The 16,254-nt window shown below is 43.7% G+C and carries 18 protein-coding genes; 8 read left to right on the top strand and 10 right to left on the bottom strand.

Annotation, left to right across the window (positions count from 1 at the left end; translation table 11 throughout):
- The first annotated feature begins 237 nt into the window (after positions 1-237).
- From AC6R00_RS03635 to AC6R00_RS03620, 4 genes are all read left to right on the top strand, one after another.
- Positions 238-498 (top strand): BufA1 family periplasmic bufferin-type metallophore, encoded by a 261-nt coding sequence (locus tag AC6R00_RS03635; RefSeq protein ID WP_004745517.1) that lies wholly within the window; start codon positions 238-240, stop codon positions 496-498.
- 72 nt (positions 499-570) lie between these two features.
- Positions 571-1,428: an MNIO family bufferin maturase gene (gene bufB / locus AC6R00_RS03630; RefSeq protein ID WP_500639358.1), complete on the top strand. Its 858-nt coding sequence runs from the start codon at positions 571-573 to the stop codon at positions 1,426-1,428.
- The gene (locus AC6R00_RS03625) at positions 1,425-2,207 is read left to right on the top strand and encodes an HvfC/BufC N-terminal domain-containing protein (protein WP_500639357.1); all 783 of its coding nucleotides are present in this window, start codon (positions 1,425-1,427) and stop codon (positions 2,205-2,207) included. Before bufB ends, AC6R00_RS03625 begins: the two co-directional genes overlap by 4 nt.
- A 4-nt stretch (positions 2,208-2,211) precedes the next feature.
- Positions 2,212-2,664: a DoxX family protein gene (locus AC6R00_RS03620; protein WP_500639356.1), complete on the top strand. Its 453-nt coding sequence runs from the start codon at positions 2,212-2,214 to the stop codon at positions 2,662-2,664.
- Here AC6R00_RS03620 and AC6R00_RS03615 read toward each other — a convergent pair.
- Together AC6R00_RS03615 and prlC are read right to left on the bottom strand one after the other, a co-directional pair.
- A complete protein-coding gene (locus tag AC6R00_RS03615) occupies positions 2,661-2,873 on the bottom strand; it encodes a hypothetical protein (RefSeq protein ID WP_500639355.1) in 213 nt (70 codons plus the stop codon). The genes AC6R00_RS03620 and AC6R00_RS03615 overlap by 4 nt on opposite strands.
- A gap of 95 nt (positions 2,874-2,968) precedes the next feature.
- Positions 2,969-5,011, bottom strand: a complete 2,043-nt coding sequence (prlC, locus tag AC6R00_RS03610) for an oligopeptidase A (RefSeq protein ID WP_500639354.1) — start codon at positions 5,009-5,011, stop codon at positions 2,969-2,971.
- A 217-nt stretch (positions 5,012-5,228) separates the two neighbouring features.
- On the opposite strand from prlC, the gene AC6R00_RS03605 reads away from it, so the two are divergent.
- The 4 genes from AC6R00_RS03605 (at position 5,229) to AC6R00_RS03590 (ending at position 9,665) form a co-directional block, all read left to right on the top strand.
- Positions 5,229-6,068 (top strand): 23S rRNA (adenine(2030)-N(6))-methyltransferase RlmJ, encoded by an 840-nt coding sequence (locus AC6R00_RS03605; protein WP_004745523.1) that lies wholly within the window; start codon positions 5,229-5,231, stop codon positions 6,066-6,068.
- 154 nt (positions 6,069-6,222) lie between these two features.
- Positions 6,223-6,921 (top strand): glutathione S-transferase family protein, encoded by a 699-nt coding sequence (locus tag AC6R00_RS03600; RefSeq protein WP_500639353.1) that lies wholly within the window; start codon positions 6,223-6,225, stop codon positions 6,919-6,921.
- A gap of 220 nt (positions 6,922-7,141) precedes the next feature.
- Positions 7,142-8,497 carry a glutathione-disulfide reductase gene (gorA, locus tag AC6R00_RS03595; RefSeq protein WP_004745525.1) on the top strand — a complete coding sequence of 452 codons (1,356 nt, stop codon included), beginning with the start codon at positions 7,142-7,144 and terminating at the stop codon, positions 8,495-8,497.
- 172 nt (positions 8,498-8,669) lie between these two features.
- The gene (locus AC6R00_RS03590; protein ID WP_371720328.1) at positions 8,670-9,665 is read left to right on the top strand and encodes an aldo/keto reductase; all 996 of its coding nucleotides are present in this window, start codon (positions 8,670-8,672) and stop codon (positions 9,663-9,665) included.
- 50 nt (positions 9,666-9,715) lie between these two features.
- Here AC6R00_RS03590 and AC6R00_RS03585 read toward each other — a convergent pair whose 3' ends face one another.
- From AC6R00_RS03585 to AC6R00_RS03550, 8 genes are all read right to left on the bottom strand, one after another.
- On the bottom strand, positions 9,716-10,645 hold the full coding sequence (locus AC6R00_RS03585) for a DMT family transporter (protein ID WP_284190450.1): 930 nt from the start codon (positions 10,643-10,645) through the stop codon (positions 9,716-9,718).
- Between the two features lie 5 nt (positions 10,646-10,650).
- Positions 10,651-11,364, bottom strand: coding sequence for an SDR family oxidoreductase (locus tag AC6R00_RS03580; RefSeq protein WP_500639352.1), 714 nt, complete (start codon positions 11,362-11,364; stop codon positions 10,651-10,653).
- 168 nt (positions 11,365-11,532) lie between these two features.
- Positions 11,533-12,735 (bottom strand): acetyl-CoA C-acetyltransferase, encoded by a 1,203-nt coding sequence (locus AC6R00_RS03575; protein WP_500639351.1) that lies wholly within the window; start codon positions 12,733-12,735, stop codon positions 11,533-11,535.
- Positions 12,735-13,139, bottom strand: coding sequence for a carboxymuconolactone decarboxylase family protein (locus AC6R00_RS03570; protein ID WP_500639350.1), 405 nt, complete (start codon positions 13,137-13,139; stop codon positions 12,735-12,737). Before AC6R00_RS03570 ends, AC6R00_RS03575 begins: the two co-directional genes overlap by 1 nt.
- Entirely contained in the window at positions 13,136-13,798 is a 663-nt protein-coding gene (locus AC6R00_RS03565; protein WP_500639349.1) for an HAD family hydrolase, read from the bottom strand. Before AC6R00_RS03565 ends, AC6R00_RS03570 begins: the two co-directional genes overlap by 4 nt.
- A 68-nt stretch (positions 13,799-13,866) precedes the next feature.
- Positions 13,867-14,688, bottom strand: a complete 822-nt coding sequence (locus AC6R00_RS03560) for a hypothetical protein (RefSeq protein ID WP_500639348.1) — start codon at positions 14,686-14,688, stop codon at positions 13,867-13,869.
- Positions 14,681-15,457: an AfsA-related hotdog domain-containing protein gene (locus AC6R00_RS03555; protein ID WP_500639347.1), complete on the bottom strand. Its 777-nt coding sequence runs from the start codon at positions 15,455-15,457 to the stop codon at positions 14,681-14,683. Before AC6R00_RS03555 ends, AC6R00_RS03560 begins: the two co-directional genes overlap by 8 nt.
- 11 nt (positions 15,458-15,468) lie before the next feature.
- Complete coding sequence (locus tag AC6R00_RS03550; protein ID WP_500639346.1) at positions 15,469-16,068, bottom strand: hypothetical protein; 600 nt, start codon at positions 16,066-16,068, stop codon at positions 15,469-15,471.
- Positions 16,069-16,254: the final 186 nt, after the last annotated feature.

The following is a 16,254-nucleotide window of genomic DNA, read 5'->3' as shown; positions in this document are numbered from 1 at the left end:
ATACGCATTTCCCACCCTATAAGCAGCGTTCAAATAAAAAACCAGAAAAAAATGACTTGTTAAAAATTAGTTAAATCAAACAGTTACATAATAAAAAGTAATTAAAGTGCTATTTCATATAATTTTTTTGAAAGTTTTTAAGCAGCTTTTCTATCCTTTTAATTAAGCAAGTTGATGAATTACTTCATGATTCGCTTGCCCACATAAAGTAAAGGAATAAAGTCTGAGGAAATTACTATGAAAAAGTCTAATCTTGCTGTTACTGCCGCTGTTACTGGTTTAATTGCTCTTGGTGGCACAATGTTAACGGCTGCTCCAGCGGTCGCAGCAGAGAAAGAAAAATGCTACGGCGTTGCAAAAGCAGGTAAAAATGACTGTGCAACTAAAACCAGCTCATGTGCAGGTACATCAAAAGAAGATAACCAAACGGATGCTTTCGTAGTCGTACCAAAAGGTCTATGTGGCAAGCTAACAGGCGGTAGCACTCAATCTTCATAATAAAAATTTTAGGCGGCCTGAGGCTCAATCGGCCGCCTTACTTCTGCCGCTTCTACTTTCAAGGAACGCCCAGTGAATGCAGATCATTTTCATAATAAAGTCGGGGTGGGATTACGTTCACCGCACCTAGATTATTTCAGCCAAGAGAAACCATCACTGTCATGGCTCGAAATCCATAGTGAAAACTACTTCCAGCCCTATTCGGCACCACGTCAAACTCTACGTAAGCTTGCTAACGACTATCAAATTAGCTGTCACGGTATCGGGCTATCATTAGGCAGTGTTGAACGCGTTAACCTTCGTCACCTCAAACAGCTGCAAGCTCTAATCAGTGAGATAAACCCTTTTCTGGTTTCTGATCATTTAAGCTGGAGTGAAAATGGTGGCCATTACTTCAATGATTTGCTGCCATTGCCTTACACTGAAGAAGCCTTAGCGATCTTTTGCCGCAACGTGCTTGAGGTTCAAGATACGCTGCAACGACCAATGCTGATTGAAAACCCGTCCAGCTATGTGAAGTTCAATCACTCGACGATTAGTGAATGGGACTTTTTAACTGAAGTCCAAAAGCGCACTGATTGTCGGCTGCTGTTGGACCTAAACAACATTCATGTATCCGCATTCAACCATGGCTTTGATAGCCATCATTATTTAGCTTCAATTCCAGCTGAGGCTGTGGATGAAATTCATTTAGCAGGTTTTACTGTCAAGCAGCTCGAAAAGGGTGAAGTGTGGATCGATACCCATAGCCGCCCTGTCAGTGATGAAGTGTGGCAACTGTATCAATTCTGGTTAGAACACTATGGCGAAAGACATACCTTGATTGAGTGGGATCTCGATATTCCACAGCCAGAAGTTTTGCTCGCAGAAGCAGCCATAGCGAGCGAACAACTCAATCAGTGGCAAGCCGCGAAGAGGAAAGTGTCATGACATCAAATGCTTCACCTTCCCTAAGCGAATTACAAAGCACCTTTGCCAAAGCGCTGCACTACCAAGCCTCTGGTGAAGATTGCAATATTTGCAGCGATGTTTTCAGTGCCGATGAGAGAATGCAGATTTATCGCAATAACTTCATCATCAGCCTGAGTGAAGTCCTGCAAGCAACCTACCCTATGCTACACGCCCTGTGGGGGGAAGAGTGCTTTGAGCAAATTGCTCGCCAACACGTACTTAACTACCCGTTGCAAGCCGGGGATGTCAGCCACTATGGGGAACATTTCGAACAGACTATCGAACGCTTTCCGGCGGTGATTGAAGCGGCGCCTTATAGCTTAGAAGTGGCTCGTTTCGAATGGCATATCGACCTTGCTCAGCAGCTGGGGAATCAGATAAGTCTCGCTGACGATTTACGGCCATTGGCTCAACTTGCTCATGTGGCAGAAGATCAGCAACCCCAGATTCAATTGCACCTGAAACCCGGAGTGATTGCGTTTCAGTCATCTTACGCGCTGTTCTCACTCCAGCAAGCCATCAACAGTAACAACTTTGATGGTTTAAGTTTAGAGCAAGCAGAGCAAGGGATTATTGCCTACTCAGCAGAAAGCGGAGTGTGGACTTTGGCTCTCACCGCTGAGCCTTATGAACTGCTCAATTATTTGTTGTCTGGCTGCATGCTCACTGAAGTCCCACCAGCACTACTGGCCCATTTGGACTTCCTCACTCAACATGACCTACTGGCAGGTTTTTCGCTCGCCACATTAGAAGGATAATAATATGTCTAGCGCCATTAAGAATATGCTCGAGAGCTATGATAACTGGGTCGCCAGATTTCAAGCTGGCTTTGTCCCGCTACTGCTACTGTTTTGTCGACTTTGGGTCGCTTGGGTATTCTTTAATTCTGGGCTAACCAAGATAGCCTCATGGGACAGTACCCTATTCCTATTTGAGTACGAGTATCAGGTTCCGATTTTACCTTGGGAAATGGCCGCCTATATGGGAACGGCCGCTGAACTGATCTTGCCTGTTTTTCTTGCTTTAGGACTACTTTCTCGCCCAATGGCAGCGATCCTGTTTGTGTTTAACATTATCGCCGTGGTGTCTTATCCCGTTTTGTGGGACAAAGGCTTTTATGATCACCAACTATGGGGCTTAATGATCTTAAATGTCGTGGTCTGGGGTCCTGGTGTTATCTCAGCCGATAAAGTACTGCGTAATAAACTTGGCTAACCTTCTGAAGATAAGTCTTCTTTAACAGAGTTAACCGCATCTCGTGATGCATGACCAATCGCCTTGGTTGTATCACGGGTTGCATGGCCTATCGCTGTAGTGGTGTCACGAGTTGCGTGACCGATGGCCGTTCCCGCCTCTTTTAGCTCAGCACACCCTGACATAACCACTGCTAAACCAGCACCTAACAAAATTTTGTTCAACAACATAAAACCTCCATGCAATTAATGGGAGGCATAATAACAAAAACCGCCGCTCTGTATCAGAGGGGCGGTTTCGAATTGATTAAATTCTTACTTTCAAGTTAGGCAGCAATGCCTGAATGACGCAGTAACGCATCAATCTGCGGCTCACGACCACGGAAGCGTTTAAACAGCTCCATAGGTTCTTCACTGCCGCCCATTTCAAGAATGTTGTTCAAGAAGCTTTGACCGGTTTCGGTATTGAAAATACCTTCCTCCTCAAAACGTGAGAACGCATCAGACGAGAGCACTTCTGCCCATAAGTAGCTGTAGTAACCCGCACTGTAACCACCAGCAAAGATGTGGCTAAAGCTGTGCGAGAAACGGTTCCACTCTAAGCTTGGCAACACCGCGACTTTTGATTTCACTTCTGCCAGTGTATCTAAGACACGTGGGCCAACTTCTGGGTCAAACTCAGTGTGCAGAGTAAAGTCAAACAGACCAAACTCAAGCTGACGAAGAATGAACATCGCAGACTGGAAGTTTTTCGCTGCTAGCATCTTCTCTAACATTTCTTTCGGCAATGGCTCGCCTGTTTCAAAGTGACCAGAAATAAACGCCAACGCATCTTCTTCCCAGCACCAGTTCTCAAGGAACTGACTTGGCAGCTCTACCGCATCCCAAGGCACGCCATTGATACCTGATACGGCACCCGTTTCCACTTGAGTCAGCATATGGTGTATACCATGACCAAACTCGTGGAACAGGGTCACGACTTCATCATGAGTAAACAGCGCCGGTTTATCTCCGACAGGACGGTTGAAGTTACAGGTTAGGTACGCCACCGGTGTTTGCAGCTCGCCACTTTCATTGTTACGGCGCACGCGGCACTCATCCATCCAAGCACCACCGCGCTTGTGTTCACGAGCATACAAATCAAGATAGAAGCTACCGCGAAGGTTGCTATCTGCATCAAAGATATCAAAGAAGCGTACCGATTCATGCCAAGTATCAACCCCTTCACGTTCAGTGACCGTCATACCGAAGACACGATTTAGCACTTCAAATAGACCACTGACCGCTTTTGCTTCAGGGAAGTAAGGGCGTAACTCTTCGTCAGAAATTTGGAACAGATGCTGTTTTTGCTTCTCGCTGTAGTAAGCAATATCCCAAAGGTTAAGTGCTTCAACGCCAAACTCACTCTTAGCAAACTGACGCAGCTCTTCTACTTCACGCTCACCTTGAGGCTTAGCCTTGCTCGCTAAATCATTTAAGAAGCTAAGAACCTGAGAAGGGTTTTCCGCCATCTTAGTCGCCAGCGATTTTTCACTGTAGGTATTGAAACCCAACATACGTGCGATTTCATGACGCAGTTTCAATTGCTCATTGATGATCTCACTGTTGTCCCACTCGCCCGCTTTGGGGCCTCGATCTGAGGCGCGAGTGACATACGCTTCATATAGCTCTTTGCGCAGTTCTTGATTGTCACAGTAAGTCATTACAGGCAAGTAAGAAGGAATATCTAAAGTCAGCAGGTAACCATTAAGCTCTTTTGCTTCAGCTGCCGCTTTTGCTGCCGCCAACGCAGATTCTGGCATACCTGCTAGTTGCGCTTCATCTTCAACATGCTTAGTCCAACCCATAGTGGCATCGAGCACATTGTTAGAGAACTTAGAGCCTAGCTCCGACATACGCTTGCTGATTTCACCATAGCGATGTTGCTCATCAGCAGGCAGACCAATACCTGACAACTCAAAATCACGCAGTGAGTCAGTGATGGTTTTCTTTTGTGCCTGAGTCAAAGCGGCAAACTCTTCGCTCGCTTTGATTGCCTTGTAGGATTCAAATAGGCCCTTGTGCTGCCCAACCCAAGTACCATACTCAGATAACAGAGGCAGACAACTTTCGTAGGCTTCGCGTAGCTCATCGCTGTTGACCACCGAGTTCATATGGCTCACTGGTGACCAAATACGGCTTAAGCGGTCATCCACTTCTTCTATTGGCGCTACCACACTGTTCCAAGTCGGTTGACTGTTACCCTCTAGTACGCTGTCGATTTTAGCGCGGCAATCTGCAATCGCTTGTTCAACAGCTGGCTTAACGTGTTCCGGTTTGATCTGAGAAAATGGAGGCAAATCGGTAAAGCTAAGAAGTGGATTAGACATAAATCATTCCTTTTATTGGCAAGCGAACTGACGGGTTCGTCTATTAAGTATATTCAACGTCTTATAGATTAAATATAGGTGGCGTCGTCATTTTTCAATAGAAGGGATTCGCTAAGTTGTTGCTAAATGCGAGCATCCCAAAGCCACTGAGTATATAATCGGCGAATCGTTCGTACTAACTTCAATATGGTTTAAAGACCATTTCGAGAGTGTCATTTTGTTAAGTTATCGCCACAGTTTTCACGCCGGCAACCACGCAGACGTGATTAAACATATCGTTCAGAGTCTTATTCTTAACTCACTGAAGCAGAAAGAAAAGCCGTTTGTTTATCACGATACTCACTCAGGTGTTGGTCGTTATGACTTAACCCACGAGTGGTCAGAGAAAACCAGTGAATACAAACAAGGTATCGCCCGAGTTTGGCAACAAAATGATATTCCAGAAGATATTCAGAGCTATTTAGAGGCAATTAAGACGCTAAACAACGGTGATTCACTGCGTTATTACCCAGGCTCACCACGCGTCGCTCGTGCTCACCTGCGCCAGCAAGATCGCATGGTACTGACTGAGTTGCACCCAGCCGATCACCCGTTACTTGAACAAGAATTTCATCGTGACCGCCAAGTAAGCATCTATAAAGAAGATGGTTTTAAGCGTCTGAAAGCGAGTTTACCGCCTAAAGAGCGTCGCGGCTTAGTCTTGATTGACCCGCCCTACGAGCTAGCAAAAGAGTATCGCGACGTGGTACAGGCGATTTACCAAAGCCATAAACGTTGGGCGACCGGTATTTACGCGATTTGGTACCCAGTGGTCAATCGCTGCGATATCGAAGATATGATTGAAGGCCTAGAAGGTCTTGGCATTCGCAAAATACTGCAAATAGAACTGGGCGTGACCCCTGATACCAACGAGCGTGGTATGACTGCATCAGGCATGATAGTTATCAACCCTCCGTGGAAACTAGAAAGCCAAATGAACCAGATTCTCCCCTTCTTGAAAGAGGCCATTGCTCCAGCAACTGGGCACTTTAAAGTCGAATGGATAGTGCCAGAGTAAATCTGGCTAAATTTTCAAGGGCGTAACCTATTGAGGTTACGCCTTTTTTATTGAGCAAAGAAAATATTTCGATATTTTTAATATTAAATGTCGTCTTTTGTTTTTCTCCATCGTCTTAGTAAGTGTAAATACTCCACTAATTAAGGAAAACACCATGCTTAAGATTGTTAGCTTTAAAATTTGTCCTTTTGTTCAACGTGTCACCGCGGCATTAGAAGCCAAGCAAATCCCTTATGAAATTGAATACATCGAACTAAAAAACAAGCCACAATGGTTCTTAGATATCTCGCCTAATGGGCAGGTACCCGTCATGGTCACAGAATCAGGAACTGCTCTGTTCGAATCAGACGCCATCATTGAATACATTGAAGATGAGTACGGCCCGCTTGAACAGGGGGTGACCAACGAGCAACGTGCGCTGGATCGAGCATGGAGTTACCTAGGTTCTAAACATTATCTTGCGCAATGCGGCACGATGAGTAGTAAAGACCAAGAGACTTTTGAGCAACGCGAAGGAAAACTACTAACAGCGTTTAGAAAAGCAGAAAATCAGCTCAGTGAGGGCAATAAGTTCTTTAAGTCCAACCAGTTAAGCAATGTCGATATGGCGTGGTTGCCACTATTGCATCGAGCAGCCATCGTAAAAGAGCATTCTGGGTACGATTTCTTATGCGGTTTACCTAAAATGCAGGCTTGGCAGCGTAACCTATTAGACACTGGTCTGGTAGAAAAGACCGTTTCCAGTGACTTTGAAGATAAATTCCACAGCTTTTACCTCACCAATACTTACCTAGGTGAAGGAAAAGATATTCAAACCCAAGGCTGCTGTGGCCCTACTAGCTGCTGCGATTAAGCCTTTCAAACATAAAGCGGAATAGCACCTTATTCCGCTTTACTACCTACTCATCGTTATTTGTCATAAAAAATGTCACTTTTTCCCATTTAGGAAATGGCTAGACTCGATTTATGATAGAGGGTGGGATAAATAACAAATCATTTTGGTGATATTGAGTTCGTTCACTTTCACCCCAATGTAGTTGTTATCAGAAAAATTAATAATCTTGGAGAAAGTAATGGCGACTCATTTTGATTACATCTGTATCGGCGGTGGCTCTGGCGGTATCGCATCAGCAAACCGCGCAGCTATGTACGGCGCTAAAGTTGCACTTATCGAAGCTCAAGACCTAGGTGGCACCTGTGTAAACGTAGGCTGCGTACCAAAAAAGGTTATGTGGCACGGTGCTCAAGTTGCAGATGCAATGAACCTATACGCTGAAGATTACGGCTTTGACATTGACGTTAAAGGCTTTGATTGGAGCAAGCTCGTAGAGAGTCGTCAGGCTTACATTGGTCGTATTCACCAGTCTTACGATCGTGTACTGGGCAACAACAAGGTTAATGTCATCAAAGGCTTTGCTAAGTTTGTTGACGAGAAAACGGTCGAAGTGAATGGCGAACATTACACCGCTGACCACATCCTAATTGCAGTAGGTGGACGCCCGACTATTCCTAACATTCCAGGTGCAGAATACGGCATCGACTCAAATGGCTTTTTCGACTTACAAGAGCAGCCAAAGCGCGTCGCGGTTATCGGTGCTGGCTACATCGCAGTAGAAATTGCAGGTGTACTGAATGCACTTGGCACTGAAACTCACCTTTACGTACGTAAAGAGTCGCCACTACGTAGCTTTGATCCAATGATCATCGAAACGTTGGTTGAAGTAATGGAAGCTGAAGGGCCTAAACTGCATACTCACTCTATTCCAAAAGAAGTGGTGAAAGAAGCAGACGGTAGCCTGACTCTTCACCTAGAGAACGGCAACACGCAAAACGTTGACCAACTCATCTGGGCTATTGGTCGTCACCCAGCAACCGATGCAATCAACCTAGCTTCAACAGGTGTAGAAACCAACGACCGCGGTTACATCAAGGTCGATGAATTCCAAGCGACTAACGTTCCAGGTATCTACTGTGTTGGCGACATAATGGAAGGTGGTATCGAACTCACACCTGTTGCGGTTAAAGCAGGTCGTCAGTTATCTGAGCGCCTGTTTAACAACAAGCCAAATGCGAAGATGGACTACAACCTAGTCCCTACCGTGGTATTTAGCCACCCACCAATCGGTACCATTGGTCTAACGACACAAGAAGCGGAAGAGAAGTACGGCAAAGACAACGTGAAAGTTTACACCTCTGGCTTTACCGCGATGTACACTGCCGTTACTAAGCACCGTCAGCCATGTAAGATGAAATTGGTCTGCGCGGGTGAAGAAGAAACCGTTGTGGGCCTACATGGCATCGGCTTCACAGTCGATGAGATGATTCAAGGCTTCGGTGTCGCGATGAAGATGGGCGCAACTAAAGCAGACTTCGATTCTGTGGTTGCCATCCACCCGACTGGCTCAGAAGAGTTCGTTACCATGCGTTAATCGCTGATGTGATATTAAATACATAAAAGCAGGCCTAAGGTCTGCTTTTTTTGTTCCACCACTGAGACCCAGTAACTCGCAATTGATGGTGATACCTTTTAGGTATAAGCAAAAAGAGAATTCAGCCCCTAATTCGATCATGAAAGAATTAAGCTCTAAATAAGGAGGCTTTATGCTTAAACGTGAACTTGCAAATGGGTTGACCGTCAGCTCAATTGGCTATGGTGCGATGGGGTTGAGTGAATTCTATGGCGAAACAAATGACCTACAATCTCTAAAGCTACTTGACCAGTTACTTGAGCTTGGTGTTGACTTCATTGATACCGCAAACTTTTATGGACGTGGCCACAATGAAGAGCTGATTGGTTATTACCTATCTAAACTGCAACCTTCTCAACGCCAGCAAATTAAAATTGCCACCAAATGTGGTATCGATCGCCCTGCAGAAGCTGCGTATGCTCGCAGCATCAATAACACACCGGACTATATACGCAAATGCTGCGAAGAATCTCTTCAGCGCTTAGGGGTCGAGTGTATTGATTTGTTTTACCTTCACCGAGTCGACAGTAAGATCATCGAACAGAGCATGGATTGCCTAGGACAGTTAGTCAAAGAAGGCAAAATTGCTCATGTCGGGCTTTGTGAAGTGTCCTCGAAAACACTGCTTAAAGCACACTCAGTCTTTCCAGTCACCGCTCTGCAAACAGAGTACTCACTTTGGACTCGAGACATTGAGGAAGATATTCTTGGAACACTGAAAACCAATAACATCGGCTTAGTGCCCTACTCTCCTCTAGGAAGAGGCTTCCTCACGGGCAAGTTAACGCGTAATAGTGATCTCCCAGATGGTGATTTTCGCAAAACCAATGATCGATTCCTAGATGGGAACATCAATCACAACCGCAGCATTCTAGACATCATTCAGCCGATTGCACAAAAATATCAAGCGACACCTGGTCAGATCGCGTTGGCATGGCTGTTGGCTCAATATGAACATATCGTTCCTATCCCAGGAACTAAGAAACGGCACTATCTCGAAGAAAATGTTCAGGCATCTGAAATAATCTTAGAGAGAGAAGACCTTACAACATTGAATAACATCCCACTTCAATTTGAAGTAAAAGGGCAACGTTACTCTGAAGAAGGTATGAAAGGAGTCAATGTCTAAAACTCTATCGCAAAAAATGGGCCTCACTCAATTAAGGCCCATTCTTCTTGCTATTGCGTACCCAGATTTTGTTGATTCGATGTCTTAACAATGAGTTTATATCCTCCTGTAGATAAGACAACACCAACAATCACCAAGAGCGCGCCAGTCAACTGTGAAGGACTAGGTAAAATGCCCGTACACGCTGTAATCAACATCGTAAATACAGGAACAAGATTGAAAAATATGGAGGTATTAGCCGCACCGACCTTACTCAATCCCACATTCCAGAATAAGTACGCTAATACCGAACCCGCGATCCCCATATAAATAGCTGCAAAATGCACACTCACTGGAGCAAACAAGAGTTCAGTTATCATATCGCTACTAACAGCAGCCGATAACACTATCCCCAATGTCCCAAAAAACATGGTAAAGCTAGTCGTTTGTAGAGCTGAAGAGTTTTTTATAAACCTTTGACAACCAATTGTATATAAACACCAACATATACTACCAATGAAGATTATAAAATCCCCTTTTGAAAAGTTCAGCTCTATGATGTTATCCATATTGCCTTTGCTAATTACAAAAACAACACCTGAAAAACTAAACAGAATTCCAATCATTTGATTAATGGCAATTCTGCTTTTAGACAACAAAGTCGAAATAATTAAAGTGGTGATTGGTGTAGTTGCCATGATCAACGCGCCATTTGTAGCACTAGTACTCTTCAGTCCGATAAATAGTGACAAGTTAAAACCAGAAATTCCAAGCAAACCAAGAATTGCAAAAACAATGGCATTGTTTCTCAATACACTTAAGTTATTTTTCTCTTTCCAGAATAGGTAGGCCATGATAAAAAATGTTGCAATAACAAAACGCTCTGCTGCCGCTACCATTGGTGACAAGTGTCCAACGACAAACGCCCCTGCATTGAAGTTAGAGCCCCAAAAAACAGTTGAAAGAATAATGCCTATATAAATATAAAAATTTGTTCTCATTGTTATTATCTCCATTGGTATGCATCTAGAGCTAAAGTCGATACCAAAGCCGTTCGAGATGTATTTAGAATGTACATGACAGCATCAGAAACATCAGAAGTAGAAAGCATATTTTTCTGCTTCTCCTTCGGGATTTTCACATAATCTTCCATCAAGCTGCGAAAATTCGAATCCACTTTATCAAGTACAAGGCTAGTCACCTTGATACTATTTTTCTTGGCGTATTCCTGAAGCCCTTTTGTTAAACCTTCTACAGCATGCTTTGATGAAGCATAAGCATACATGTTTGCATTTCCCTGAAGCCCCCATATCGAAGAGGTGTTAATAATAATGGAGTCTTCTACTTTTTTTAGATTTGGTAATAAATTGTCTATCAATCGAAAATAACCATGTACGTTTACATCAAATGTCGTTTCCCATTCATCAATAGTGACATTATCAGGATCGCCAAAATAGGCGATTCCCGCAACATTAATAATTGCGTGAATTTGGCCAAAGCACTCTATAGCCTCGCTAGCAACCTCAGCTACTCGGCTATGATTCGTAACATCTAACACAGCGGTACAAAAGCGTTGCTCGTCTTGAATATTTTCGTAATATTCTTCAACGTTTTCTAGTGGTCGATAATGACATGCATAAACGCTATGCCCTTCCTTTAATAATCTAATAGCAACATCGCGGCCTATACCGCTTTCAGTTCCAGTAATAAGTACATTCATTATATTTGCCTAACCATTGAGTATTTATATTTATCCAACTTGGTTGAACCAGTGATGATTAGATCGACCTATAAAAGAATTTATATATCCATTAACCATTCTAATTAAACCAAAATTTATGTAACTAGATTACATAAACTCACTGACTTAATAAGCCGAAAATAGCAGTTAAGATTCATTGCTATACGATTCATGTTGACGACAAACACTCATCGCAACACCTTCTCCACCGCCAATGCAAAGAGTAGCGAGACCTTTATTTTTGTTATCTCTTATAAGGCTATGAATAAGAGTAACTAGGACTCTACTTCCCGAAGAACCAATCGCGTGCCCCAACGCAATACCTCCACCATATGGATTAATTTTCTCATCAGGAATGTCTATTGCCCGAGCAACGGCAATTGCTTGCGATGCAAACGCTTCGTTACACTCTAGCTGGTCTACCTCGCTTGCTTCCCACCCAGATTGGTCAAGGCATTTCGAGATAGCTTCAATAGGGGCCACTCCCATAACATCAGGGTTAATGCCTGAATTGCTGAATTCCCCTAAGCTAGCAAGCACCTTCAATTGGTACCTTTCTGCAGTATCACGATGACAGAGTAGCAATGCAGACGCTCCGTCATTGAGTGATGATGCGTTACCTGCCGTAACTGTACCTTGCTTAGAAAACACGGGCTGCAAACTAGCAAGTTTGTCCACGCTTGTTTCTCGGGGGCCTTCATCCTGACTAAAAATACGAACATTGCCTTTTCGATCTCTCATTTCAATTGGCACTATCTCATTCGCAAACAAACCGGCTTTTTGCGCCGCAAGTGCTTTCTGGTGAGATTGAAACGCGAACTCATCTTGATCGGAACGAGCAACTCCATACTGATTGGCAACGTTTTCTGCCGTCACTCCCATGTGATAATCATTAAACGCATCCCAAAGACCATCGTGAACCAAGCTATCGTGTAGCTCAGCTCCTCCCAATCTTTGGCCCTTTCTAGAGTTAGGTAAAATGTGGGGCGCATTTGACATACTTTCTTGCCCACCAGCAATAACAAATTCAGCGTTGTCACAAGTGATTGCTTGCATCGCTAAATGAACCGCCTTTAAGCCTGAACCACAAACCTTGTTGACTGTTAAACACTGCGCGTTATGTGTTAACCCGGCTCCAATTGCGGCTTGGCGAGCTGGATTTTGACCACAGCCAGCCGTTAGAACTTGCCCAAGAATGACGCTATCGATTTGCTCTGGTTTAACGCCTGAATCAGCTAATAAGGCTTTGATCACCAAGCTGCCAAGCTTAGGTGCAGACAAACCAGAGAGCTCCCCCATAAATGCACCAGTAGGTGTTCGCTTTGCGGCAACAACAACAATGTCTTCCATTACGCAACTTCCTCTTTAAGACCCGGAAGGACTAGCCCTTTCTCATTCATAATCTTGCGGTAACTTGCTAGGCCATTCATACAAGCTGGCACACCAGCATAAACAGCCATCTGAATAACCACTTCAAGCAGCTCTTCAGGTGACACCCCTACGTTTATCGCCGCTTTCATATGCAGTTCAAGCTGGGGGGTCGCGTTACCTAAGCTGATCAGAGAAGCAACGGTCAGCATTTCGCGGTTTTTTAGATCTAAACCAGGACGAGCGACGACCGAGCCAAACGCGTAATCCGTAATCAATCTTGGTAGTTTTTCATCCAAATCCGCTAAGCGACTACATACCTTGTTAGCTAGCCCTCGTTCTAGGGCCTCCATAATTTCTATACCTTTGTTCTGGGCTTCATTCATAACGTTTCTCCTAAGACCTTCCAACCATGAGTAATTGCATATTGGATAAGCTGCGGGTTGTCACCTACACACACAGGATCACTAACGGCCTTCAGCATAGGCAAATCAGATATATCATCGCCATATGCAGAACTCTTTGTCAGTTCAATACCATGCTGACGGCAAAAGGTGTACATTGCGTTTCTTTTTCCTTCGCCAATAGTCTGTGGAGTACCAATGCGGCCCGAGACCAAGCCGTCTTGGTCAACTATAAGGGAAGTACACAGAATATGTTTTACATTCAGAAATTGGGCAATGGGCCGCAGGATCGGTAACATCGAGCCAGATACAAACACCACAACATGCCCCAAACGTTGATGCTCTTTTAAAGCTGCCACGGCATGTTCAATGAAGAAGCTCGGACTACTACGGCTTTGAAACCACTCTAAAGCAACACGCTCAAGATCATGGTAGTTTTGTCCTTCATATTGTTGATAATACTCACGGTTCAACTGCTCGCGCGCTACCCCAGATGCTCTGTTCTTTTCCAGTTTTGAGCTGTAGCGCCTATAGGCATCCTCTCGACCAAACTTTTCACACCAAAACTGATAAAAATCAAACATACTTTTAGTGTGAATTAACGTTTCATCAACATCAAAAAATGCTGCCACTTTAATCATAATCATTTCCTGTCACTCGGCTTCTACTACTAACTTCGCTTTCATCGGCTTCAGAGACACATAACGGGCTAACTTACAGAGATAAATTCATCAAACGATCGCTGTTTAAGTTTCAGCTGGGCATGAATATCTCCACCGAGACCATGTAGGCCAATCGCACCGCCATAACTTTGCCGAGAACTCATATATAAGACGACAACATTTATGACTCGGTTGCCTTCTAATTCATGGGCCGGAAAAGGATCAGGCAACTCAGCCCAAAACTGAGCACTGCCTAAAGCGTCAGTAACAAAAACATTCGGAATACCTAAAGGACCTGGTCGAGTCGGAGATTCGGGGCAAAGATCCTTTTCTCTTAGACTCATCACGGTGTAGAGGCTATTCGGAACTAGGTTGCTAAATTGAAAATCAAAACGAGCCAACTGCTTGTCATTCTTCAAGCTAACGACCAACTCTCCTTTGGCCTGCAACCAATCGAATAAGTTGATCGGTGGTATATGCCGCTTACCGTCTTCATGGCGATAGTCCTCAATGTATCCTTGATGAAGAGGAATGCTGGCTCTCACCTCGCGATTGGCGTCCGGCCTCTGCTCTGGAGCAAAAATCATCGGATAGTTATTCGAAGGCAAAGGCAGAGGCAGTGTGAACAAGGTGATGTCCTTCATCTGCTGATCAGAAAGTTGTTCTATTTGAGTCACAATGCGATACGGTTTGATCTCGCCAAATTCAGGCACAGGAGTTTCTGGCGCGACAATTGCGCCAGACCAAGAAACACCACTATCACTTGGGATTTGCCCAACAACAACAAAGTTGCCTTCTGCATCCATCACTTCTGCGGGAGGATAGAGCGGACCTTGCGTCGTAGCCGATAGCTGGTAACTTCTACGCACAGTCTTGCTCCATATTAAAATGGTCGTTAGGGCTCACAACCGCCTCAGTAGCGGATTCAGCGAGCTCCCCCTCTTTGGCCATTATTGATTTAGCAGAGTAGACAGCAAAAGAGACGTCCATACTGGCGCACACGGTTTGATTCTGCATCACACTCATACGAGCTTTGAATCTTCCACGGCGCTCATTCACATCCTTTTCAACAAACTCAAAATGTACGATTGCAGGCAGAGGGAATAGGAAATTTGCAAAATCAATCGACATACTGTTGATGACGTAATACTTGTCACTTTGCTTTTGGTAAACAAACTCTTCAGTCACCGCAATAAAAGCTTGGCGGCAAGCCTCTACCAGCAACATCCCTTGCACATGCTGCCCGGTCTGATGGTCTCCCATCAGTTCACAGTTATCATCAATGACGAGAGGCAGTGCGTACATATCCAACTTATGGTCAACCTTTTCTGCCTGTCCAATTAGGATGTTTCGCTCGTCCCATTTATGGGTATGTCGATTTTTGTGCTCAGAAACTAGCTTTTCTACTGAGCAAGTTTTGAGCTTGCTCTTCAATCTTTGATTATTGCCAATATCATCAATAACTTTCTTGGCTTTGTGCTTACAAACACCTTGCCCTGCAATCAGCTCATGCTCATCAGGAAATAGATTGTCAGGTAGCTTTGCTAATAGTTCTAATTGAGAAATAGTTAAAGCTTTTTTTCCATTGGCATACTCTGAATATTTATCGCCAACGACTACAATTTTATTAACTTCCATATTACTTGCTCTTATATTGCTCTATACAGACGCGTATATAATCCTTCATCCCCACCAGTAATATAATCATCACCAGCTTGTCTAATAATCTCTTTATAGTTTTCATCATTAAATGGTTGCATGTATTCATCAACACTTCCATTGAATGAAGAAACAAACATAACACCTGGCTGTCCACTAATTAGAGAATGATAGGCTTCAAAGCTATTAATCTTGTCGGCATTATCTCGAACAACGTTAAATATTGTTCTATCACGCCACTCAAGATAGTCATCGTAACGCTCTGCAGGCACTTCGACATGTCGCAGCTGCACAAACTCCGTATTTGGCAACTCTGACTCACTCGCGATAGGTGCCTCTACGAATCGAAGCAGTTCACGCCTTATATCGCCAGATAAGTAATCTTTATTAACAGTAAATACATCTATGAGATGTTTTTCTAAACTTGAAATATCTTCAATTTTATTTACGGCCTTTAATTCCAAGATCTCATTGCTTCCATCTTCGCTAATAAAATATCTAGCATCATCATTAAATTTAATGCTATCAATAATTTCATTATCAATGTTTTTTACTGGGTATCGAGAGACCAAAAGGTAGTTTGTAGACATGTTTAACTCCATTTAATTAAGGAGCAACAAAACTAGCAGCTATTGATAATTGTGGAATTACTATTTTTGTAATTCAATGAGTGAATCAAAGTGTATTAATAATGAAACAAATAACGAAGGTATATTAAATCAACCTTACTGACAAGATAGCGTACAAACAAAACTATCATTTTTAATAATGCTCTT

The organism is Vibrio sp. R10-SF1-ISO8 (assembly GCF_059833805.1).
The sequence above is the reverse complement of the archived record's forward strand: the minus strand, read 5'-3'. Positions and strand labels throughout refer to the sequence as shown.

Bases quoted from the DNA above. Each gene is read 5' to 3' on its own strand.
- AC6R00_RS03590 (WP_371720328.1), top strand. From the start codon at position 8,670: ATGCTTAAACGTGAACTTGCAAATGGGTTGACCGTCAGCTCAATTGGC.
- AC6R00_RS03585 (WP_284190450.1), bottom strand. From the start codon at position 10,645: ATGAGAACAAATTTTTATATTTATATAGGCATTATTCTTTCAACTGTT.
- AC6R00_RS03600 (WP_500639353.1), top strand. From the start codon at position 6,223: ATGCTTAAGATTGTTAGCTTTAAAATTTGTCCTTTTGTTCAACGTGTC.
- AC6R00_RS03550 (WP_500639346.1), bottom strand. From the start codon at position 16,068: ATGTCTACAAACTACCTTTTGGTCTCTCGATACCCAGTAAAAAACATT.
- AC6R00_RS03565 (WP_500639349.1), bottom strand. From the start codon at position 13,798: ATGATTAAAGTGGCAGCATTTTTTGATGTTGATGAAACGTTAATTCAC.
- AC6R00_RS03575 (WP_500639351.1), bottom strand. From the start codon at position 12,735: ATGGAAGACATTGTTGTTGTTGCCGCAAAGCGAACACCTACTGGTGCA.
- gorA (WP_004745525.1), top strand. From the start codon at position 7,142: ATGGCGACTCATTTTGATTACATCTGTATCGGCGGTGGCTCTGGCGGT.
- AC6R00_RS03580 (WP_500639352.1), bottom strand. From the start codon at position 11,364: ATGAATGTACTTATTACTGGAACTGAAAGCGGTATAGGCCGCGATGTT.
- prlC (WP_500639354.1), bottom strand. From the start codon at position 5,011: ATGTCTAATCCACTTCTTAGCTTTACCGATTTGCCTCCATTTTCTCAG.
- AC6R00_RS03620 (WP_500639356.1), top strand. From the start codon at position 2,212: ATGTCTAGCGCCATTAAGAATATGCTCGAGAGCTATGATAACTGGGTC.
- AC6R00_RS03625 (WP_500639357.1), top strand. From the start codon at position 1,425: ATGACATCAAATGCTTCACCTTCCCTAAGCGAATTACAAAGCACCTTT.
- AC6R00_RS03555 (WP_500639347.1), bottom strand. From the start codon at position 15,457: ATGGAAGTTAATAAAATTGTAGTCGTTGGCGATAAATATTCAGAGTAT.
- AC6R00_RS03635 (WP_004745517.1), top strand. From the start codon at position 238: ATGAAAAAGTCTAATCTTGCTGTTACTGCCGCTGTTACTGGTTTAATT.
- AC6R00_RS03615 (WP_500639355.1), bottom strand. From the start codon at position 2,873: ATGTTGTTGAACAAAATTTTGTTAGGTGCTGGTTTAGCAGTGGTTATG.
- AC6R00_RS03570 (WP_500639350.1), bottom strand. From the start codon at position 13,139: ATGAATGAAGCCCAGAACAAAGGTATAGAAATTATGGAGGCCCTAGAA.